General features: G+C 63.6%; 20 protein-coding genes. 7 read left to right on the top strand and 13 right to left on the bottom strand.

Annotated elements, in window-relative coordinates:
* Positions 1-3: 3 nt before the first annotated feature.
* Entirely contained in the window at positions 4-474 is a 471-nt protein-coding gene (gene tsaE / locus ACIQUS_RS02980; RefSeq protein ID WP_403042659.1) for a tRNA (adenosine(37)-N6)-threonylcarbamoyltransferase complex ATPase subunit type 1 TsaE, read from the bottom strand.
* Positions 462-1,322, bottom strand: a complete 861-nt coding sequence (locus ACIQUS_RS02975; protein WP_403042657.1) for an NAD(P)H-hydrate dehydratase — start codon at positions 1,320-1,322, stop codon at positions 462-464. Before ACIQUS_RS02975 ends, tsaE begins: the two co-directional genes overlap by 13 nt.
* A gap of 63 nt (positions 1,323-1,385) precedes the next feature.
* Here ACIQUS_RS02975 and queG point away from each other — a divergent pair, with 63 nt between their 5' ends.
* Positions 1,386-2,495, top strand: coding sequence for a tRNA epoxyqueuosine(34) reductase QueG (gene queG, locus ACIQUS_RS02970; protein ID WP_403042655.1), 1,110 nt, complete (start codon positions 1,386-1,388; stop codon positions 2,493-2,495).
* Positions 2,496-2,542: 47 nt separating this feature from the next.
* On the opposite strand, the gene ACIQUS_RS02965 is transcribed toward queG, so the two are convergent.
* On the bottom strand, positions 2,543-3,154 hold the full coding sequence (locus ACIQUS_RS02965; protein WP_028945669.1) for a trimeric intracellular cation channel family protein: 612 nt from the start codon (positions 3,152-3,154) through the stop codon (positions 2,543-2,545).
* Between the two features lie 100 nt (positions 3,155-3,254).
* Positions 3,255-3,809 (bottom strand): oligoribonuclease, encoded by a 555-nt coding sequence (gene orn, locus ACIQUS_RS02960; protein ID WP_403042651.1) that lies wholly within the window; start codon positions 3,807-3,809, stop codon positions 3,255-3,257.
* Between the two features lie 91 nt (positions 3,810-3,900).
* On the opposite strand from orn, the gene rsgA reads away from it, so the two are divergent.
* Positions 3,901-4,932 carry a small ribosomal subunit biogenesis GTPase RsgA gene (rsgA, locus tag ACIQUS_RS02955; RefSeq protein ID WP_403042648.1) on the top strand — a complete coding sequence of 344 codons (1,032 nt, stop codon included), beginning with the start codon at positions 3,901-3,903 and terminating at the stop codon, positions 4,930-4,932.
* A 258-nt stretch (positions 4,933-5,190) separates the two neighbouring features.
* Positions 5,191-5,673 carry a TIR domain-containing protein gene (locus tag ACIQUS_RS02950; protein WP_403042646.1) on the top strand — a complete coding sequence of 161 codons (483 nt, stop codon included), beginning with the start codon at positions 5,191-5,193 and terminating at the stop codon, positions 5,671-5,673.
* 64 nt (positions 5,674-5,737) lie between these two features.
* Here ACIQUS_RS02950 and motB read toward each other — a convergent pair whose 3' ends face one another.
* Both motB and motA read right to left on the bottom strand, forming a co-directional pair.
* A complete protein-coding gene (gene motB, locus ACIQUS_RS02945; RefSeq protein WP_403042644.1) occupies positions 5,738-6,766 on the bottom strand; it encodes a flagellar motor protein MotB in 1,029 nt (342 codons plus the stop codon).
* A 3-nt stretch (positions 6,767-6,769) separates the two neighbouring features.
* Positions 6,770-7,621, bottom strand: coding sequence for a flagellar motor stator protein MotA (motA, locus tag ACIQUS_RS02940; RefSeq protein ID WP_403042641.1), 852 nt, complete (start codon positions 7,619-7,621; stop codon positions 6,770-6,772).
* Between the two features lie 131 nt (positions 7,622-7,752).
* Between motA and ACIQUS_RS02935 the strand changes: the two genes are divergently transcribed.
* The 3 genes from ACIQUS_RS02935 to asd are packed head-to-tail and all read left to right on the top strand — an operon-like array spanning position 7,753 to position 11,025.
* A complete protein-coding gene (locus ACIQUS_RS02935) occupies positions 7,753-9,288 on the top strand; it encodes an HDOD domain-containing protein (protein ID WP_403042639.1) in 1,536 nt (511 codons plus the stop codon).
* A gap of 46 nt (positions 9,289-9,334) precedes the next feature.
* On the top strand, positions 9,335-10,144 hold the full coding sequence (locus ACIQUS_RS02930) for a rhodanese-like domain-containing protein (protein ID WP_403042637.1): 810 nt from the start codon (positions 9,335-9,337) through the stop codon (positions 10,142-10,144).
* Between the two features lie 17 nt (positions 10,145-10,161).
* The gene (gene asd, locus ACIQUS_RS02925; protein WP_403042634.1) at positions 10,162-11,025 is read left to right on the top strand and encodes an archaetidylserine decarboxylase; all 864 of its coding nucleotides are present in this window, start codon (positions 10,162-10,164) and stop codon (positions 11,023-11,025) included.
* A gap of 112 nt (positions 11,026-11,137) precedes the next feature.
* On the opposite strand, the gene serB is transcribed toward asd, so the two are convergent.
* Positions 11,138-12,352, bottom strand: a complete 1,215-nt coding sequence (gene serB, locus ACIQUS_RS02920) for a phosphoserine phosphatase SerB (RefSeq protein WP_403042632.1) — start codon at positions 12,350-12,352, stop codon at positions 11,138-11,140.
* 135 nt (positions 12,353-12,487) lie between these two features.
* Between serB and ACIQUS_RS02915 the strand changes: the two genes are divergently transcribed.
* The gene (locus ACIQUS_RS02915) at positions 12,488-13,987 is read left to right on the top strand and encodes a histidine kinase (RefSeq protein WP_403042629.1); all 1,500 of its coding nucleotides are present in this window, start codon (positions 12,488-12,490) and stop codon (positions 13,985-13,987) included.
* Positions 13,988-14,161: 174 nt separating this feature from the next.
* Here ACIQUS_RS02915 and ACIQUS_RS02910 read toward each other — a convergent pair whose 3' ends face one another.
* From ACIQUS_RS02910 to ACIQUS_RS02885, 6 genes are all read right to left on the bottom strand, one after another.
* Complete coding sequence (locus tag ACIQUS_RS02910) at positions 14,162-14,869, bottom strand: membrane integrity-associated transporter subunit PqiC (RefSeq protein ID WP_403042627.1); 708 nt, start codon at positions 14,867-14,869, stop codon at positions 14,162-14,164.
* Between the two features lie 175 nt (positions 14,870-15,044).
* On the bottom strand, positions 15,045-17,303 hold the full coding sequence (gene parC, locus ACIQUS_RS02905) for a DNA topoisomerase IV subunit A (protein ID WP_403042624.1): 2,259 nt from the start codon (positions 17,301-17,303) through the stop codon (positions 15,045-15,047).
* A 10-nt stretch (positions 17,304-17,313) separates the two neighbouring features.
* Positions 17,314-17,832: a TIGR02281 family clan AA aspartic protease gene (locus ACIQUS_RS02900; protein ID WP_403042622.1), complete on the bottom strand. Its 519-nt coding sequence runs from the start codon at positions 17,830-17,832 to the stop codon at positions 17,314-17,316.
* The gene (locus tag ACIQUS_RS02895; RefSeq protein ID WP_403042620.1) at positions 17,829-18,815 is read right to left on the bottom strand and encodes an esterase-like activity of phytase family protein; all 987 of its coding nucleotides are present in this window, start codon (positions 18,813-18,815) and stop codon (positions 17,829-17,831) included. The genes ACIQUS_RS02900 and ACIQUS_RS02895 overlap by 4 nt, the downstream gene beginning before the upstream one ends.
* The gene (gene parE, locus ACIQUS_RS02890; RefSeq protein WP_403042616.1) at positions 18,812-20,716 is read right to left on the bottom strand and encodes a DNA topoisomerase IV subunit B; all 1,905 of its coding nucleotides are present in this window, start codon (positions 20,714-20,716) and stop codon (positions 18,812-18,814) included. Before parE ends, ACIQUS_RS02895 begins: the two co-directional genes overlap by 4 nt.
* Positions 20,717-20,752: 36 nt before the next feature.
* A complete protein-coding gene (locus tag ACIQUS_RS02885) occupies positions 20,753-21,361 on the bottom strand; it encodes a YqiA/YcfP family alpha/beta fold hydrolase (protein ID WP_403042614.1) in 609 nt (202 codons plus the stop codon).
* Between the last annotated feature and the right edge of the window lie 8 nt (positions 21,362-21,369).

Here is a 21,369-nt window from a genome sequence, read left to right as displayed (position 1 = left end):
TTTCTATTTGAATTCCAAGGCCAGAGCGGCACACCAGGCTTCGCCGCGAGCCCCCTGCGGCGACAGGTTCAGCGAACGACCGCTCGCCTGGGGGCTTATGGTAATGGTCAGGTCGGGCTTTGGCAAAACACCCGCCCCTTTTTGGGGCCATTCGAACAGGCACAGGGCGTCGCCCTCGAAATAGTCGCGGATCCCGAGATACTCCAGCTCCTCCGGATCGACCAGACGGTAGAGGTCGAAGTGGAAGGCACGGATGTCGCCGATCTCGTAAGGCTCCACCACGGTGAAGGTCGGGCTCTTGACCGCGCCGGTGTGCCCCAGGCCCCGGATGATGCCGCGTGACAGGGTGGTCTTGCCCGCCCCCAGGTCGCCTTCAAGAAAAATCACGCCGTGGCCGTTGGTCACTTTGGCGATACGCTTGCCGAAGTCGACTGTGGCCTCCTCGTCGGCCAAAAACAGGGTTACACCTGACACGCTGAATGCTCCTCCAATAAATGACGAATGACCGGCACCAGATCACTGGCCGCCAGTCCACGACCCTGCTCACCCAGGCGCTCACCGGCGCAGGCGTGCAGCCAGACACCCAGGCAGGCTGCATCCCAGCTCGACATCCCCTGGGCCAACAAGGCCCCGAGCACGCCACTGAGCACATCCCCAAGGCCGGCCCCGGCCATGGCCGGATGCCCGCGCTCGCACAACGCCAGTTGCCCGCTCGGATCGGCCACCAGGGTACCTGCCCCCTTGAGCACACAGACCACCGCGTACTTGCGCGCCAGTTTACGCGCCGCGCCCGGTCGATCCGCCTGCACCGCCTCGGTGGAAATGCCCAGCAGCCGCGCGGCTTCGCCCGGGTGCGGGGTGATCATGCTGGCAGCGTGCAACGGCAAGGGTGCGCGCGCCAGCAGGTTGAGGGCGTCGGCGTCCCACACCTGGGGTATCTGCACACCGGCCGCCGCCGACAGCAGGCTGCGCCCCCAGGCCGCCTGCCCGAGCCCGGGCCCGACCACCAGCACTGACGCACGCTCCAGCGGCGTTACCAACTGATTGGCCGAGTGCACACCCAGGCTCATCACCTCGGGCAAGCGCGCCAGGGCCGCGGGCACATGTTCGCTACGGGTGGCCAGCGACACCAGGCCGGCACCACAGCGCAACGCCGCCTCTGCACCGAGCAGAACCGCGCCGCCGGTGCCGCGGTCGCCACCGATCACCAGCACATGGCCGAAGTCGCCTTTCTGCGCCGCTTGATGGCGCGGCGCGAGAGGGACCAGGGCAATACGGGTAAGGATCTTCGGCTGATTGGCCGGGTGTTTGGTCTGAGGCATGGGTCAAAGGCTCCGATGTCTGGCAGAATTATACGCACCTGAGTCTGTGTTGCCTTATTTCCCATGCCTGTTGCTCCCGATCTTCCCGCACTTGCCCTCGCCATCAAGCAATGGGGCAAAGAACTCGGCTTTGCCCACGTCGGCATCGCCGGGGTGGACCTGGCCGAGCACGAGCAGCACCTGGAGCGCTGGCTGGCAGCGGGTTATCACGGTGAAATGGACTACATGGGCGCCCACGGCAGCAAGCGTTCGCACCCGGATGAACTGGTGCCGGGCACCCTGCGCGTGGTCTCCCTGCGCATGGACTACCTGCCCGGCGACACCCGCATGGCCCAGCAACTGGCCCATCCGGAGAAAGCCTACATCTCCCGCTACGCCCTGGGTCGCGACTACCACAAGCTGATCCGCAAACGCGTGCAACACCTGGCCGAGCGCATCCAGAAGGAAATCGGCCCGTTCGGCTTTCGCGCCTTCGTCGACAGCGCACCGGTACTGGAAAAAGCCATCGCCGAGCAGGCGGGCCTGGGCTGGATCGGCAAGAATACCCTGCTGCTCAACCGCAAGGCCGGCAGTTACTTCTTTCTTGCCGAACTGTTCGTCGACCTGCCGCTACCGGTCGACCCTCCCCAGGCCAGCGAACATTGCGGCCGCTGCAGCGCCTGCCTGGACATCTGCCCGACCGGCGCCTTTGTCGGCCCGTACGTGCTGGATGCGCGGCGCTGCATCTCCTACCTGACCATCGAGCTGAAAAACGCCATTCCAGAAGAATTGCGCGCCTTGATCGGCAACCGGGTATTCGGCTGCGACGACTGCCAGATCGTCTGCCCGTGGAACCGTTTCGCCAGGCCCACCGGCGAGAGCGACTTTCAACCCCGGCACAACCTGGACAGCGCAGACCTTGCGCAGTTGTTTCTCTGGGATGAGGACACCTTCCTCGGCAACACCGAAGGCTCGCCGTTGCGGCGGGCCGGCTACGAGCGCTGGCTGCGCAACCTGGCGGTGGGGCTGGGCAACGCGCCTTCGACCATCCCGGTGCTGGAGGCGCTCAAAGCGCGGCAGGACTATCCGTCGGAACTGGTGCGCGAGCATGTGGAGTGGGCGCTGAAGCAACATGCCGAGCGTCAGTCTTCGCTGGCTGCGCCAGCTCCCACAGGGTCATCGCAGGCCGGTTGAAATTCTTGTGGGAGCCGGCATAGCCGGCGATGGGGTCAGAGCGCCGGTCAATGCTCGTCGTTGTAATGAAACTTCGGCATTTCCCAGTGAAAACGAATGGCCAACAAGCGCAGCAGGAAGCCGCCGAACAGGGTCAGCAGGATCGCCTGTTCACCGGGCACCTTGAAGTAGACACAGCCCAGGTAGAACCAGGCCGCAGCAAAGGACACGCTGGCATACAGCTCCCGGCGGAAGATCAGTGGAATATCGTTGCAGAAGATATCCCGCAGGATCCCGCCAAAGACCCCGGTGATCACCCCGCTGATGGACGCCACCAGCATCCCCTGGCCCATCTCCAGCGCAGTCATGCAGCCGATCAGGGTAAAGGCCACCAGCCCAAGCGCATCAAGCACCAGGAACAATGAGCGCAAGTGGCGCATCAACGGCGCGATGAAAATGGTCATCAAGGCGGCAAAGCTGGTCAGCACCAGGTATTCCGGGTGCTTGACCCAGGTCAGCGGGTAATGCCCCAGCAACACGTCGCGCACCGAACCGCCCCCCAGGGCAGTGATGCAGGCGATCAGCACCACGCCAAACCAGTCCATGCCGCGGCGCCCGGCAGACAACGCGCCAGTCATGGCTTCGGCGGTGATGGCAATGAGGTAGAGCATCAACAACATGGCGCAGATCCGTGCAAAAGGGCGCGCAGTCTAACCAGTTGCCTCAAGCACCAAAAGAGGGCGCCGCGTGGATTGTGCAGACAACCCCGCGGCGTCTGTATCAAGGCTTGGCGAAAGGCTTGATGAAGTGCTCGCGATAATGGCGAAGCTCGGCGATCGACTCGCGGATGTCATCCAGCGCCAGGTGGGTGTTGCCCTTCTTGAAGCTGTCGCGAACCTCGGGGGCCCAGCGTGCAGCCAGCTCCTTGAGGGTCGACACGTCAAGGTTGCGGTAGTGGAAATAGGTTTCCAGGCCGCGCATGTGACGGTACAGGAAACGGCGGTCCTGGCAGATGCTGTTGCCGCAGATCGGCGACTTGCCCTTGGGCACCCATTGCTCGAGGAAGGCGATGGTCTGCGCTTGCGCTTCGGCCATGCTCACCTTGCTGTCACGCACACGCTGGGTCAGGCCCGAAGCGCCATGGGTGCGGGTGTTCCACTCATCCATGCGCGCCAGCACTTCGTCGCTGTGGTGAATGGCAATCACCGGGCCTTCGGCCAGGGTGTTCAGGTCACTGTCGGTGACAATGGTGGCCATCTCGATGATGACGTCGTGGTCCGGATCCAGACCGGTCATTTCCAGGTCGATCCAGATCAGGTTCTGTGGATTCTGCATGATTCTGCTCCTCGGTAGGAGCGCAGTTTAGCCTAGTGGAGCGTGCTAAACTCTTCGCCGTTTAATAATGCTTGTCGAACACGGAACCTTCATGGCCAAACGCCAGCTCAATCGCCGCCAGAACTGGCGGATCGAAAAAATCCAGGGTGAACGCGCTGCCCGCGCCGCCAAACGCGAACAACAGGCCCTGAAGGAGCTCGAAGGCGGTGACCTCGGGCCGGAACAGCTTGGTCTGGTCATCGCTCACTTTGGCGTGCAGGTCGAGGTCGAAGCCCAGGACGGCGAAGCGGCTGGCCAGGTATTTCGCTGCCACTTGCGCGCCAACCTGCCAGCGCTGGTAACCGGCGACCGGGTGGTCTGGCGCGCCGGCAACCAGGGCATTGGCGTGATCGTCGCGCAAATGCCACGCAGCACCGAACTGTGCCGCCCCGACAGCCGAGGCCAGCTCAAGCCGGTGGCGGCCAACGTCGACCTGATCGTGATCGTCTTCGCCCCGGCGCCGGAGCCCCACGCCAACCTGATCGATCGCTACCTCGTTGCTGCCGAGCATGCCGGCATCCGCCCCTTGCTGCTACTCAACAAGGCCGACCTGATCGACGAACAGAACGCCCCGGCGCTCAACGCGCTGCTGGCGGTGTACCGGCAACTGGGTTATCCCGTGCTGGAGGTCTCCGCCCACCACGGCGATGGCATGCAGCAACTGCAGGCGCAACTGGATGGTCACATCAGCGTGTTCGTCGGCCAGTCCGGCGTCGGCAAGTCATCGTTGGTCAACAGCCTGCTGCCGGACGTGCAGACGCGGGTGGGCGACCTTTCCGAATGGTCCGGCCAGGGCACGCACACCACCACCACCGCCCGTCTTTATCACTTCCCGGGTGGCGGTGAGCTGATCGACTCGCCGGGGATTCGCGAGTTCGGCCTGGTCCACGTCAGCCGCGCCGATGTCGAGGCCGGCTTCATCGAGTTCAGCGACCTGCTCGGCACCTGCCGCTTCCGTGACTGCAAGCACGACCGCGAGCCGGGTTGCGCCCTGCTCAAGGCCCTGGAAGACGGTCGCGTCCAGCAGCAACGGATGAACAGCTACCGCTCGATCATCGCCAGCCTGCCTCAGGACACTTATTGAAGTAATCCCGGGAGGCTCGCAACGAGCCTCTTCGCGCCTGCCTGTAGGACGCATCCGCAGGACAAGTTACCGGCAATGGTAGGACCACTCCTGATTGCGGGTGGTCCCTTGCTGCCATCAATGCTTTCACTGATTGTCGCCTTTCAGGTTCGCCAGCACGAAGCGAACCATCACCCTGCCTTGTGCAAAGGAATCAACAATGACAATCACATCCTTGCCCATCACCCGCCTGGTCTATGCAGCAGGAGGTCACGCCTGATGCCTGTCTTTATCAGTTATCGACACCAGGAACGGCTCGATGCCTTCATCATCAACGAGCGCCTGAAGCTTGAAGGCATCCAGACACACCTGGACCTCTTCGACAGTGACGCCCAGCAGACCAACGACGATATCAGCGGTCAGGTCAGCCGCAACCTGGACAGCAGCACGCATTTGATCGCCGTGCTTTCACGGGACAACGCCGACATCTGGTGGGTGCCCTTTCAACTGGGCGCTGCCACCCAGGTCAATCGCCGGGTCACCCTGTTCCAATCTGCGGAGCACGCCTTGCCCGGCTACCTGGAAAAGTGGCCGATCATGAGCATGCGTGAGCACATCGACCTGTTCGTACGTGCCTATCACGACGAACAGACCTTCAAGCGCGCGATCGCCGAGGACGGCATCGAGGCCCACGCCACCAACCGGGCCAATGCCGACTTCTTCCATGCGGACCTGAAAGCCAAGATCCGCCGCGGCTTCTGACCACCCTGAAAGCACAACGCCCGTGAACATCACTGTTCACGGGCGTTGTCGTCCAGGCGCGGGATTATTCCTTGTTTTCATCCATCTTCAGCACACCATCCTCGAAGATGTTCAGCTTCTGGCGCAGTTCCCGTGGCTGCATCGGCTCAGGCTCGCTCGTTGCCGCGGTTGCCGGGGCTTGCGTGGCGCCCGGTGCCGGCGCACTGGCACCGGGCGGGCTGCCTGCCGGCGCCGCCGGCGGAGTCTGCTCGCCCTCGATACTACGCTGGGCCTTCTTGGTCAGGACGATGATATCGATGCGACGGTTGACCGGATTGAGCGGGTTGGCCCGGTCGAACAACGACGACGAGGCATAACCGACCACCCGGGCGACCTGGGCGTCCGGGTAGCCCCCGGCGACCAGCGCACGCCGTGCAGCATTGGCGCGGTTGGCCGACAGCTCCCAGTTGCCGAATTCACCGGTACCGGCGTACGGCTTGGCATCGGTGTGGCCGCTGATGCTGATCTTGTTCGGCACCGCCTTGATGGTGTCGGCCATGGCCAGCAGGATGTCTTCGAAGTACGGCTGCAAACGGGCGCTGCCCAGGTCGAACATCGGCCGGTTCTCGGCGTCCATGATCTGGATGCGCAGGCCGTCCTGGGTGATTTCAAAGAGGATCTGGTCCTTGAACTTTTGCAGCTGGGGATTTTCTTCCACCTTGTTCTGCAGCTCCTGCAGCAGCAGCTCCAGGCGCTCACGCTCGACCTGCTCGGCCATGGTCTCGACCTTGTCCTTGTCCAGCTGCAGGCTATTGTCGGGGGTCGGCTCGGATTTCACTTCCGGGTTGATGGTCTTTTCCGGCGCAAGCTGGGGTGAGCCGCCCAGGTCGATGACGTAGGGCGTGCCGCTTTCGGAGAAGCCGATCGGATCCTTGAAGTAGCCGGCAATGGCGATCTTCTGTTCCGGCGTGGCCGTGGACAGCAGCCAGAGCACCAGGAAGAACGCCATCATCGCCGTGGCGAAGTCGGCGAAGGCGATCTTCCAGGCACCACCGTGGTGGCCGTCGCCAAAGCGCTTGACGCGTTTGACGATAATGGGCTGATTGTTCTCCATGACTCAGCGTCCGCGGACTGCTTGTTCCAGCTCGGCGAAGCTCGGACGGTGGGCCGGGAACAGCACCTTGCGACCGAATTCCACTGCCAGCGACGGCGGCATGCCGGACGCCGAGGCGACCAGGGAAGCCTTGATGGCTTCATAGACGTTGAGCTCTTCCCGGGCGTCCTGGCGCAGGGCCGTGGCCAGCGGACCGAAGAAACCATAGGCGGCGAGAATACCGAAGAACGTACCTACCAGTGCCGCACCGACGTGCAGGCCGATGGATTTCTGGTCGCCGTCGCCCAGCGACGCCATGGTCACCACGATCCCCAGTACCGCGGCGACGATACCGAAGCCTGGCATGCCGTCGGCGATACCGGTCACGGCATGGGAGGGATGCTCGAGCTCTTCCTTCATGCTCAAAAGCTCCATGTCGAACAGGCCTTCGAGCTCATGAGGCGCCATGTTGCCGGTGGACATGATGCGCAAGTAATCGCAGATATACGCCGTCATGCGTTCATCGCCCAGCACGGCGGGGTATTTGGCAAAAATCGGACTGGCAGCAGCGTCTTCGATATCGGCTTCGATCGCCATCATGCCTTCACGCCGGCTCTTGTTGAGAATCTCGTAGACCAGCCCCAATACCTCGATATAGAAAGTATGGGTAAAGCGCGTACCGAACATCTTCAGCGACTTCTTGATGACATGCATCGTCATGTGACCAGGGTTCGCCTGCAGGAACGCACCGAAGGCCGCGCCGCCGATGATCAGCACTTCGAAAGGCTGGATGAGGGCGGCAATCTTGCCGTGGGAAAGCACATATCCGCCGAGCACACTCGCGAATACGACGATGATGCCGATAATTTTAGCCATAGATAGAAAGCACTTACTGTCGTGGTCAGGGTCGTGAGCGGAAGCTGATAAAACTCTTCTTCTACTTATCGGCAGAACTGCGCCAGACTATAGTCACTCAAGGCGAAAAACCAGTTCGGCCTCCTTCCAGCATGCCTATTGAAACCATCGTGCCACGTCAAACACCAAAAACACTCGATGCCTGGGTCAAGCTGCTCGATAGCGTTCGCCTCCCGGTTCCCCTGGTCAATTACGAGCGGGTCAAGGCGGCGATTGCCGACAGTCGCCGTTCGCTGCGCGACATCGCCGAATTGATGCAGGGCAGCCCGGCCCTGGTGCTCAGCGTGATGCGCGAAGCCAACCAGCACACCCAGGCCAGCATGGGCGAGCCCGCCGAAAGCCTGGAGATCGCCATCAATCGCCTGGGGTTGACCCGCACCGCCCAATTGCTGGAGCGCCTGCCGGCCCTGCCTGAAGGCGAAATCGCACCGACCTTGCGCCAACTGCAACTGATCAGCCAGCACGCCAGCCAGCAGGCCAATGGCCTGTTCGCCAGCCGCCTGGCGCGACTCTGGCAAGAGATCCACTGGGGCAGCCTGCTGTTTCTCTCACCGCTGTGGCCCCTGGCCCTGACCCACCCCAAGTTGCTCGATGACTGGGAGCTGCGGGTGGTGCACAAGGGTGAATCGGCCGCCCGGGTCGAGCTCGAGCTGTTCGGTGTCCGGGTGCTCAGCCTGTGCAAGGCCCTGGCCGAGCACTGGCGCCTGCCGGACTGGGTCACCCGCGGCTATCACTTGCTGCAGGAAGACCGTCGCCTGCTGGCCGAGGCCCTGCTCATCGCTCGCGAAGAGAACACCCTGCGCCAGCAGCAGCGCCTGGACGACCGACCGGCCGTGCGCCGCTGGTTCAATCAACCGGCCAACACCGTATTGCTGGCCAACGGCATGGCACTGGCGGCACAGGTGGGCTGGACCAATGCCCATGTACAGCGCTGGCAACTGCTGAGCAGCCTGTATCTGCAAACCCCGCTGGACGAAGTGCAACAACTGGTGCACCAGCAGGCTGCGATCAGCGCCCGCCATCATGCCGGCGACGATCTCTTCCATCCGGCGCAAGCGCTGATCTGGCCATGGCACCAGGTACGCCAGCATCCGGGCCTGATTGCCCCACCTCCGCCCACCGCGCAGGCCCTGGGCACCTGGCGCAAGCTGTGTGGCGAACTGCTGACCGAACCCAGCCCGTTCACCAACGCCCTGCACCTGAGCGGCCGGGCCCGCGATGCCCTGGTGGCCTGCGGCATGCAGCGGGTGATGCTGCTGATGACCGACAAGAGCCAGGGTCTGCTGCGCGCGCACCAGATCGCCGGACTGCCGACAGAGGCCACCAGCCTGGTGCTACCAGTGGAACAGAGCAAATTGCTGCAACGCCTGTTGAGCAAACCGGCACAGTTGCGCCTGACTCCGGAAAACCATGCCCAGTTCTCGCCCCTGCTGCCGCCCGGCCTGCGCGCCCTGTTTCGCAGTGACCAGCTGTTGCTGCGTTCGCTTGGGTGCAACGAGCGGGTGGTGATGCTGCTGGTCGCCGACCAAGGCGGCAAGCCCCTGGCCGACATCAGCCTGCAAGCCTTTGCCAGGACCGCGCAATGCATTGAACGCGCACTGGCCGCCTTCAGCCACCGCAGCGCCTGAGCCTTGCGCTACAATCGCCCCCTCTGTCCTGATCTGGAGATTCTGGATGACTGACTTTTCTGGCCTGCCCCTGGTGATCGAGCCAGCTGACCTGCTAGCGCGGCTTGATGTGCCGGAGTTGATCCTGGTCGACCTGACCAGCGCCAACCGTTATAGCAGCGGCCATATTCCCGGGGCACGCTTCATTGACCCCAAGCGCACCCAGTTGGGTCAACCACCGGCACCGGGTCTGCTGCCGGCCAAGGCCGACCTGGAAAAACTCTTCGGTGAGCTCGGGCACAATGCCAATGCCGTCTACGTGGTCTATGACGACGAAGGGGGCGGCTGGGCCGGTCGCTTCATCTGGCTGCTCGATGTGATCGGCCATGACAAGTACCACTACCTCAACGGTGGCATCCAGGCCTGGCCCGCCAGCAAGCTCAGCACCGAGGTCCCGGCACAGGTCAGCGGTACGGCCGCCCTGAGGCTGCACGCAGAACCCACCGCAACCCGCGAATACTTGCAAAGCCGTCTGGGCGCCGCTGATCTGGCGATCTGGGATGCCCGCAGCCCGGCCGAATACCGGGGCGAGAAAGTCCTCGCGGCGAAAGGTGGACATATCCCCGGCGCGGTCAACTTCGAGTGGACCGCCGGCATGGACATGAACGACCACCTGCGCATCCGCAAGGATATGCGCGAAATCCTCGAACAGCTGGGCATCAGCAAAGACAAGGAAGTGGTCACCCACTGCCAGACCCATCACCGTTCCGGCTTTACCTACCTGGTGGCCAAGGCCCTGGGGTACCCACGGGTCAAGGCCTACGCCGGCTCCTGGGGCGAATGGGGCAACCATCCGGACACGCCTGTAGAAGTTTGAAGAATCAAGGAAACCCAATGAAATCCCGCTTGTTTATCATCAGCCAGTACCTGCTGCCGCATCACCTGCTGTCGCGCCTGGCCGGCTGCATCGCCGAGTGCCGCGTGCGCTGGTTCAAGAACGCCTTCACCAGCTGGTTCGCCAAGCGCTACCAGGTCGACATGTCCCAGGCGCTGGTTGAAGACGTCACGGCCTACGAGCATTTCAACGCCTTCTTCACCCGCGCCCTCAAGCCGGGCGCACGCCCCCTGGACGAAACCCCGGGTGCCATCCTGTGCCCAGCCGACGGCGCCGTCAGCCAGCTCGGCCCGATCGAGCACGGTCGTATCTTCCAGGCCAAGGGTCACAGCTTCAGCGCCCTGGAGTTGCTCGGTGGCGATCCGGCCAATGCCGCGCCGTTCATGGGCGGCGAGTTCGCCACCATCTACCTGTCGCCCAAGGACTACCACCGCGTGCACATGCCGCTGGCCGGCACCCTGCGCGAGATGATCTACGTGCCGGGCCGGCTGTTCTCGGTCAACCAGACCACCGCCGAAAACGTTCCGGAGCTGTTCGCCCGTAACGAACGCGTGGTCTGCCTGTTCGATACCGAGCGCGGGCCGATGGCGGTTGTGCTGGTCGGTGCCATGATCGTGGCGTCGATCGAAACCGTCTGGGCCGGCCTGGTGACGCCGCCCAAGCGCGAGCTGAAGACTTTCCGCTACGACGAAGCCAGCCGTGCGCCGATCCACCTGGAAAAGGGCGCGGAACTGGGTCGCTTCAAGCTCGGCTCCACCGCCGTGGTGCTGTTCGGACCCGAGCAGGTCAAATGGGCCGAAGAACTCGGTGCAGGCTCTGCAGTGAGCATGGGGCAGCGCCTGGCAGCGCCCGCCCAGGCCTGAACATGAAAAAGCCCGCAGCGATGCGGGCTTTTTTGTGCCTGGCCTTCATGAGCGTGCCAGCCCCCGTGGGAGCTGGCGCAGCCGGCGATGGGCCGCACAGCGGCCCTGGCATTCAGTTGCGACCTTCGCGATCCCGGAAGCCCAGCAAGTACAGCACACCATCCAGCCCCAGGGTCGAAATCGCCTGCTTGGCCGACTGCTTGACCAGAGGCTTGGCGCGGAAAGCCACGCCCAGGCCCGCGATCGCCAGCATCGGCAGGTCATTGGCGCCGTCACCGACAGCAATGGTCTGCTCCATCTGCAAGCCTTCCTTACGCGCCAGCTCACCGAGCAGGTCAGCCTTGCGCTGAGCGTCGACAATCGGCTCGACCGCAACGCCGGTCACCTTGCCATCGACCACTTCCAACTCGTTGGCAAAGACATAGTCGATGCCCAGCTTGGCCTGCAACTGCTTGGCAAAGTAGGTGAAGCCACCGGACAGGATCGCGGTCTTGTAACCCAGGCGCTTGAGCTCGGCAAACAACACTTCGGCCCCTTCGGTCAGGCGCAGCGAAGCACCGATCTCGTCGAGCACGCCAACATCCAGGCCCTTGAGCAAGGCCAGGCGTTCCTTGAAGCTGGCACGGAAATCCAGCTCGCCGCGCATGGCCCGCTCGGTGATTTCCGACACCTGCTCACCGACGCCGGCAGCCTTGGCCAGCTCATCGATCACTTCGGCCTCGATCAGGGTAGAGTCCATGTCGAACACCGCCAGGCGACGATTACGGCGGAACAGCGAATCCTGCTGGAAAGCGATATCGACATTCAGCTCCTGGGCCACGCTGAGGAACTCGGCGCGCAGGGCCTGCGGATCGGCTGGCTCGCCGCGCACGGAAAACTCGATGCAGCCCTTGCCTTGCTCGACCGGGGTATCGAGCGCCACGCGACCGGACAGGCGATCGATGTGGTCGATGTTCAGCCCGTACTTGGCGGTGATCGAACTGACCCGCTGCAACTGCTCGGCGGTGACCTTGCGGGTCAGCAGGGTAACGATATGACGGGCCTTGCCCTGGCCTTCTACCCAGCTCTGGTAATCGGCTTCGGAAACCGGGGTGAAGCGGACCTGCTGATCGAGTTCGTAGCCCGCAAACAGAATATTCTTGAGCACCGAGGAGGCTTTCTCGGTGTCCGGGATTTCCACCAGGATGCCGAAGGACAGGGTGTCATGGATCACCGCCTGACCGATGTCGAGGATGTTCACACCACCCTGGGCCAGAACGCCGGTGATGGCCGCAGTGAGACCCGGGCGGTCTTCACCGGTGATGTTAATCAGAACGATTTCGCGCAAGACGGGCTCCGACTCGTAGAAAAAAAGCGCATTCTACCGATTTTCGCGGACCATCGGGCGCAGTCGATACTTTGCCGGTCCATGAGCGCTCGCTATACTGCGCAGCAACTTCTCCGACATAAAGAGCCGCGCTCTGTGAACCGGCCCACGCCCGTTAAAACCGACAACTTCTTCCTGCTGATTTTCCGTGCCCTGCGCCATCGTCGTGTGCCGCTTGCGCTGCGTATCGCCTGCCATAACGTGTTCCTCGTGGCACTGGCCCTGGTGATCTACGCCGGCGTAATGGGTTTGCAGTTCAAGGAAGCCATGCATGAGCAGGCCGACGCCCTGGGGCAGAGCCTGACCACCCAGACCGCTACCTCGGCCACCGAGCTGCTGGTGTCCAACGACATCCTCAGTCTCAACGTGCTGCTGGGCAACCTGGTGAAGAACCCGCTGGTAGCCCATGCGGCGATCTACAGCGTCGACAACCGGATTCTCGCCGAAGCCGGCCAGCGTCCGAAAAACGGCCTGCTGGGCGAAGCCGAAGGCCTGTACCAGACCAAGATCACCTTCCAGGACGTGACCGCCGGACAGCTGCGCATCAGCCTGGACATGAGCCAGTTCCAGCAGCCGCTGACCATCAGCCTGCAGAGCATGGGCATCCTCGCCGGCATCCTGCTGGCCCTGGCCCTCGCCATGAGCCTGCGTCTGGGACGCTTCATCTCCACCCCCTTGCTGCAATTGCGGGTCTGGCTGCGCGACATCAACGAATTCACCCCGGCCACCGAACGCCAGGATGAGATCGGCGACCTCGCCCGCCAACTGCACACGCGCTTCGCCCCTCCTCCGCGGCCAGTCGAGCCCGAAGCAGAGGTTGAAGAGCCGCTTGAAGAGGACGAGCCGCAGTTCCAGGTCCGCAACCTGCGCGACCCGAGCTTCGACGAAGCCCCGGCAGTCGCCAAACCAGTCAAACCCGCTGTCGACGCTGACGACCATGACGAGGCCTTTGCCGACCTGATCGACGACGAAAGCAACAGCAGCCCGCGCCCTACCCCTCAGCCAGTCAATCGCCAGCCCCAGGCCTGCGCCGTGCTGGCCGTGCAACTGGGCTCCCAGGAGCAACTGCGGCGCCTGCCCCGCACCCGCCTGACCGAACTGCTGGATCGCTACCGCGACTGCCTCGAACAGGCTGCCTCGCTGTATGAAAGCGAAGTGCACACCCTCAACGACGGCAGCACCCTGCTGCTGTTCAACAGCGAAGACAGTGGCGAGGACTACCTCACCAACGCCATCTGCTGTGGCGAGTTGTTGCGCGCCCTGGGGCATGCGCTGCAGATCGAGGTGGCCGACAGTGGCATCACCCTGCAACTGCAGCTGGGCCTGGCCCTGGGCGAAGACTTGCACGGCCTGAGCCAGATCGACCTGCTGTTGACCGAAAAGGCCCAGGACGCCCTGGCCCTGTCTCAGCACAGCCGCAACCTGCTGCTGGTGGAGCGCAAGATCAGCGACGATGCCCTGATCCGCCAGCGCGCCCGCATCCGCCCGATCGCCAGCCCCGAGGGCGCCTGCTGCGTCGAGCGGCTGATGGAGCCCTACCCGTCGATGCTGGAACGCCAGCTGGCGCGGATGCATGAGCGTCGGGTCAAGAACTGATTGGCCCATGAGCTGCGACGGTTTCACGGTCGATCGCAGGCTTCGCCAGCCCCCACAGAAGCAGCATAATGCCAAGGACTGTGGGAGCCGGCGTAGCCGGCGATGAGGCCCGCACCCAAAGACGCCAGCCACAAAAAAGCCCGCATCGCTGCGGGCTTTTTTGTGGATGATCGCTTAGAAGCGGAACACTTCCATATCGGTTCGGATCGGCGTAGCCAGGGGAATCTTGGGTTTCTCCGGCTCTTTGCGCACCTGCACCGGCGCAGCTTTCTTCGGTGTTTCCTCGACAACCGGCGGCTGGTTGGCCAACGGCTTGACTGCCACGCTCAGCTGTTCGGCGAGCTTCTGCAGCAACTGTCCCTGGGCCTGGACCTGGGCCGCTTCGCTACCCAGATGCTGTTGCTCGAGGTGGACGATACGGTTGTCGCGCACCTGGCCGCGGCGATCCAGCAGGCGCCATTGGGCGTCCAGGACCGCTGGCTGGTGGGTACCGGAGTCCAGCCGGGTAATCGACAGCAGGATCTGTACATCCGGCGCGAAACCGGCCGTGGCCGGTGCCAGGACCACACGCTGGCTGTCCAGGCGCCAGGCCAGCTGACGAACCAGCAACTGGTCGATATCGCCCGACAGGCTACCGGCCCAACGACCATCGGTCGCTGCGGTCAGGCTGCCATCGGGTTGGCGCTGCAGCAGGGTCTCACGCTGCAGGTAGTCGGCGACCGACACCGGACCGAGCACCACGGCCATGCCCGTACTTTGCTTGGGTTGGCCAGGCTCGCCGCTGTCGAGCTGATACAGGGAAACCGGCTGCTGCATGCTGCAGCCAGCCAGTCCGAGTACGCCAGTCATCAGCAGAACAAATGGAAGGCGCAGAAATTTCATCATCCCATCCAGGCAGTCGCCACAAGGCAAACCGCAGTGATACTCATGTAGATTCATTCGGGCACACAGCCACGCTGGTACCGCAAGGGGCCTATCATCCGCGAAATAGCGGCACGACTCCAGTGTTTAAGCCTCGAACGGGCGCTAATTTACCCATTCGAGGCTACTGCACGGCTCAGTCGAGGCTTTCCACCATCAAGGCGTCGACCCGTTGGAAGCCACGTGGCAGCTTGTTGCCGCGACGACCACGCTCGCCCTTGTAATGCTCGAGGTCATCGGCCTTCAGAGACAGCGTACGCTTGCCAGCCTGCAATACAAGGGTCGCGCCGTCGGCAATGACCGCAAGATCGGTGACATATTCTTCACGGTTGGCCACCCGATCACCGGGGATACCGATGATCTTGTTGCCCTTGCCTTTGCCCAGCTGTGGCAGGTCGCTGATCTTGAAGATCAGCAGGCGACCTTCTGTCGTGACCGCCGCCAGCCAGTTCTGCTCACGGTCAGCCACCGGGCGCGGGGCCAGGACCTTGGCACCGTTGGGCAGGCTGAGCAAGGCCTTGCCGGCCTTGTTCTTGGCCTGCAGGTCTTCACCCTTGACCACGAAGCCGTAGCCGGCGTCGGACGCAATCACATAGAGCGCCTCGTCTTCGGGCAGCAGCACGCATTCGAAGGCCGCGCCCGGCGGCGGCGTCAGACGCCCGGTCAGCGGCTCGCCCTGGCCACGGGCCGAAGGCAAGGTATGGGCGGCTACCGAGTAGCTGCGTCCGGTGGAGTCGATGAACACCGCAAACTGGTTGGAACGCCCGGCAGCAGCGGTCTTGAAGCCATCACCCGCCTTGTAAGAGAGGCCGGTGGCATCGATGTCATGGCCCTTGGCGCAACGCACCCAGCCCTTTTCCGACAATACGACGGTTACAGGCTCGGTCGGCATCAGCTCGTTTTCCGACAGGGCCTTGGCTTCGGCACGCTCGATGATCGGCGAACGACGGTCGTCGCCGTAGGTTTCGGCATCCTTGATCAGCTCGGCACGTACCAGCTTGCGCAGCTTGCTTTCGCTGCCGAGCAGGGCGATCAGCTTGGCTTGTTCCTTGGCCAGTTCGTCCTGTTCGTTGCGGATCTTCATCTCTTCCAGCCGTGCCAGTTGGCGCAGGCGGGTCTCGAGGATGTACTCGGCCTGGGTTTCGGTCAGGTCGAAGCGGGCAATCAGGGCGGCCTTGGGCTGATCCTCGGTGCGGATGATGTGAATCACTTCATCCAGGTTGAGGAAGGCCACCAGCAAGCCTTCGAGCAGGTGCAGGCGACGCTCGACCTTGTCCAGGCGGAAACGCAGGCGACGGCGTACCGTCTGTACGCGGAACTCCAGCCACTCGACCAGCAGCGCCCGCAGGTTCTTCAACTGCGGGCGGCCATCGAGGCCGATGATGTTGACGTTGACCCGGTAGCTGGACTCAAGGTCGGTGGTGGCGAACAGGTGCTGCATCAGTTCGTCGAGGTCGACCCGGTTGGAACGGGCGATGATCACGATCCGGCACGGGTTCTCGTGGTCGGACTCGTCACGCAGGTCGGCCACCATCGGCAGCTTCTTGGCCTGCATCTGCGCGGCGATCTGCTCCAGCACCTTGGCCCCGGAAACCTGGTGAGGCAATGCGGTGACGATGATATCGCCGTCTTCGATGCGGTACACCGCACGCATGCGCACCGAGCCACGGCCGCTTTCGTAGATCTTCAACAGTTCTGCGCGCGGCGTGATGATCTCCGCCTCGGTCGGGTAGTCCGGGCCCTGGATGTGCTCGCACAGCTGCTCGACCGTGGCCTTGGGCTCGTCCAGCAGGCGCACGCAGGCGCTGGCGACTTCGCGCAGGTTATGCGGCGGCACGTCGGTAGCCATGCCCACGGCGATACCGGTGGTGCCGTTGAGCAGGATGTTCGGCAGGCGCGCCGGCAGCACCGCGGGCTCGTCCAGGGTACCGTCGAAGTTCGGCACCCAGTCGGCGGTGCCCTGGCCCAGCTCGCTGAGCAGCACTTCGGAATAACGCGACAGGCGTGCCTCGGTGTAACGCATGGCCGCGAACGACTTCGGATCGTCCGGCGCACCCCAGTTGCCCTGGCCGTCGACCAGGGTGTAGCGGTAGCTGAACGGCTGGGCCATCAGCACCATGGCTTCATAACAGGCCGAATCGCCATGGGGGTGGAACTTGCCGAGCACGTCACCGACGGTACGCGCCGACTTCTTGTGCTTGGCGTCGGCGTCCAGCCCCAGCTCGCTCATGGCGTAGACGATGCGTCGCTGCACCGGTTTGAGACCATCACCGATGTGCGGCAGGGCACGGTCCATGATCACGTACATGGAGTAGTTGAGGTAGGCCTGTTCGGTGAAGTCAGCCAGTGACCGGCGCTCTACGCCATCGAGGCTGAGATCAAGGGAGTCGCTCATGCGGGCCTCATCATTTCAGGTTCTGGCGCAACAGCAAGGTGCCGCCACGCTGGGTAAATTCGAGTTGTTTGAGGGCGCTCATGCCCAGTAGTACCTGTTCGCCATCCAGCCCTGGCACCACCAGGGCGCGTACATCGCGCAACTGGATGTCGCCCAGTTGCAGCGCATCCAGGCGCGTGCGGTAGCCCTGAGTGCGGCCATTGGCGGTACTGAGCATCACCGGGGCGCCGCGGACAAGGTCGAGCTTGCCGGCCAGCACCTCGGGAATGGCCACGTCGGTGGCACCGGTATCGAGCAGAAAATGTACCGCCTGGCCGTTGATCCGGCCATCGGCGACGAAATGCCCCTGGCCGTTGCCCGCCAGCTGCACCTCGATAAAGCCATCGCCATGCGTCGAGCGGACCTGGGCATTGGGATTGGCCTGGTGCTGCTCCCACTCGCCAAAGAAACGCGTGGCCAGGAACAGCCCGGCCGCCCAGGCCAGGATCAACATGACCCGGCCGGCACGCTTGCCCGGTGGCTGGCTCACGGCTTGGCACTCCAGCCACCCTCAGGGGCGGCAAAACGCCAGATCATCGGACGGATTTCGCCATCCTTGCGGGTGGCACCGTTGTTGTCGACGCCAATCCATGCGCCCTTGGCATCGATCACCAGAGCCTCGGCCAGGCCGAACGGTTGAGTGTACTGGCGCGGCTCGGCCAAGGCGTCGGCGGCGTACGACCAGCAACGCTCGACCTGTGCGCTAGCCGCGTCACGACGGCAGATCCGGTGGGCGTTGCGCTCCAGGGTGAACAGTTTGTTGTTGAACAGCGCCAGATCGGAAAAATCCCGCGGCAGCGCCCGTGCGCCGGGCATCTGTGGCGGTTGCATCTCGACTCCGGCCTCGCGGAGCAACACACAGCCTCCGGCACAGTTCCACACGGTCTGCTGGCGATTGATCAACAACAGGCCACGGCGCTCTCGCTCGGCCGCCAGCCAGATGCGATCACCGGCGGGGTTGACCGCCAGGCCTTCGAACAGGGCGTTGAAATGCAGCAGCATGCCGCTGGCCCGCGCCTGGCGAACCAGGCTCGGGTCAATCTTCAGCCAGTTGGGCTCACCCTTGACCGGCACCTGCAGCACAGCGGCATGGGCTTCGCTGACCAGGTAGCGGTTGCCGGCACCGTCACAGCTCAGGCCCTCGAAGTCCAGGTCGCCACCGCGCACAAGACCTGCCGCCCAGGTACGCGAGCGGATGCCCCAGGGCAAACCGCTCTCCGGCACCTGCGGCACGGCCATGGGCACGGCGACGGCCTGCCAGGTCGCGGCGGCGGTATCGAGTCGGTACAGCAGGTCATCGTCACGGTCGGACAATGCCCACAGCTCGTCCTTGCACAACGCCAGGCCCGACAGGTTGCCACCGCGCATGCCCTCGACCGGGTGCTCGCTGACCATCTTCAGCTCCGGCCAGGGTGCGGCCTGGGAGGACAGGGCAAACAGACCAACGACTGCAGCCAGCAGCAGACGAATCAAGCCAGGACCTCGGCCAGGTTGCCTTTGGACTCCAGCCAGTTCTTGCGATCGCCTGCGCGTTTCTTGGCCAGCAACATGTCCATGATCTCGCGGGTACCGTCCAGGTCGTCCAGGGTCAGTTGCACCAGGCGACGGGTGTTCGGGTCCATGGTGGTTTCACGCAGCTGTGGCGGGTTCATCTCACCCAGGCCCTTGAAGCGGGTGACCTGCGGTTTGCCGCGTTTCTTCTCGGCCACCAGGCGATCGAGAATGCCATCGCGCTCGGCTTCGTCCAGGGCGTAGTAGATTTCCTTGCCCAGGTCGATGCGGTACAGCGGCGGCATGGCCACGTAGACGTGTCCGGCCTCGACCAGCGGGCGGAAATGCTGGACGAACAGGGCGCAGAGCAAGGTGGCGATGTGCAGGCCGTCGGAGTCGGCGTCGGCGAGGATGCAGATCTTGCCGTAGCGCAGCTGGCTCATGTCCGCCGCCCCCGGGTCGACACCGATCGCCACGGCGATGTTGTGCACTTCCTGGCTGGCCAGGACTTCGCCGCCATCGACCTCCCAGGTGTTGAGGATCTTGCCGCGCAGGGGCAGGATCGCCTGGTATTCCTTGTCCCGCGCCTGCTTGGCCGAACCACCGGCCGAGTCACCCTCGACCAGGAACAGCTCGGCGCGCATCGGGTCCTGCCCGGCGCAGTCGGCCAATTTACCTGGCAGCGCCGGCCCTTGGGTCACGCGCTTGCGCTCGACCTTCTTGCTGGCCTTCAGGCGCCGCCCGGCGTTACTGATGGCCAGTTCCGCCAGTTGCATGCCCGTTTCCGGGTGGGCGTTGAGCCACAGGCTGAACGCGTCCTTGACCACACCGGAGACAAAGGCCGCCGCCTCGCGGGACGACAGGCGCTCCTTGGTCTGCCCGGAGAACTGCGGCTCCTGCATTTTCATCGACAGGACGAAGGTAATGCGCTCCCAGACGTCTTCCGGGGCCAGCTTGACCCCGCGCGGCAGCAGGTTGCGGAACTCGCAGAACTCGCGCATGGCATCGAGCAGGCCCTGGCGCAGGCCGTTGACGTGGGTGCCGCCCTGGGCCGTGGGGATCAGGTTGACGTAGCTTTCCTGGACGCTGTCGCCGCCTTCGGGCAGCCACAGCAGGGCCCAGTCGACAGCCTCCTTGTTACCGGCCAGGCTGCCGCAGAACGGTTCGTCCGGCAGACGCTGGAACTCGTTGACCGAGTCGACCAGGTAGGAGCGCAGGCCATCCTCGTAGTGCCACTCGACCTTCTCGCCGCTGGCCTTGTCCTCGAAGCTGACCAGCAGGCCCGGGCACAGTACCGCCTTGGCCTTGAGTACGTGCTTGAGGCGGCTGATGGAGAATTTCGGTGAATCGAAATACTTCGGGTCCGGCGAGAAATAAACGCTGGTACCGGTGTTGCGCTTGCCAACGCTCCCGATCACTTCCAGCTCGCTGGCCTTGTAGCCATCGGCGAAGGTCATCTGGTACTCGTTGCCGTCACGCTTGACCTTGACCCGCACCTGGCTGGACAAGGCGTTGACCACGGAAATACCGACCCCGTGCAGGCCACCGGAGAACTGGTAGTTCTTGTTGGAGAACTTGCCGCCGGCGTGCAGCTTGGTCAGGATCAGCTCGACCCCGGATACGCCCTCTTCAGGGTGGATATCCACAGGCATGCCGCGACCGTCGTCGGACACTTCCAGGGAGTGGTCGGCGTGAAGGATCACCTGCACCGATTTGGCATGCCCGGCCAGGGCTTCGTCGACACTGTTGTCGATCACTTCCTGGGCCAGGTGGTTCGGCCGGCTGGTGTCGGTGTACATGCCCGGGCGCTTGCGCACCGGGTCAAGGCCCGAGAGGACTTCGATGGCGTCTGCGTTATAGGCACTAGCGCTGGGAATGGCCATGGGTTCTCGTCGTCAGTCGTGGGTAAAAATAAGTCATCAAAATACAGAAAAATCGAGCATTTGATACTGCTGGGGGGCAATGCCGGCAAAGCTCAGCAGGGCCGGCAGGCGCTCGGCAAAGCCCTGGAAACTGTGGTCGCCACCGGCCTGGATGCGCAGGGCGCAGGCCCGGTAGAACTGCTCGGCCTGGCGGTAGTCCAGGGTCTCGTCGGCGGTTTGCAGCCAGACCTGGTAGCGCCCGGCATCGCTGGGCGGTGCAACCTCGAGCTCGGCCAGGGCCTGCACGTGATCCAGGGTCAGCTCCCAGGACTCACCGGTGTAGTGGTTCTGCTGGGTACCGAGATAGCCATCGAACAGGCGGTGCGGATTGACCGCCGGGTTGATCAGCAGCGCCTTGAGCCCGTGGCGTTCGGCCAGATGGGTGGCATAGTAGCCGCCGAGCGAGCTGCCGACCAGTAATGGCGATCCGAGCTCGGCGATGGCACTTTCCAGCTGGACCATGGCCTGGCGTGGGTGGTGATGCAGGGCCGGCACCCGCAGGCGCTCGCCCAGGCCAATCTGCTGCATCACCTCGACCAGCTGGCAGGCCTTTTTTGAAGACGGTGCGCTGTTGAACCCGTGAATATAGAGAATCGAACCCGACATGCCACCCT

The sequence above is a fragment of the Pseudomonas sp. NPDC090755 genome (assembly GCF_044769005.1).
Classification (GTDB): Bacteria; Pseudomonadota; Gammaproteobacteria; order Pseudomonadales; family Pseudomonadaceae; genus Aquipseudomonas.
This window is presented reverse-complemented; position numbering and strand designations above follow the sequence as displayed.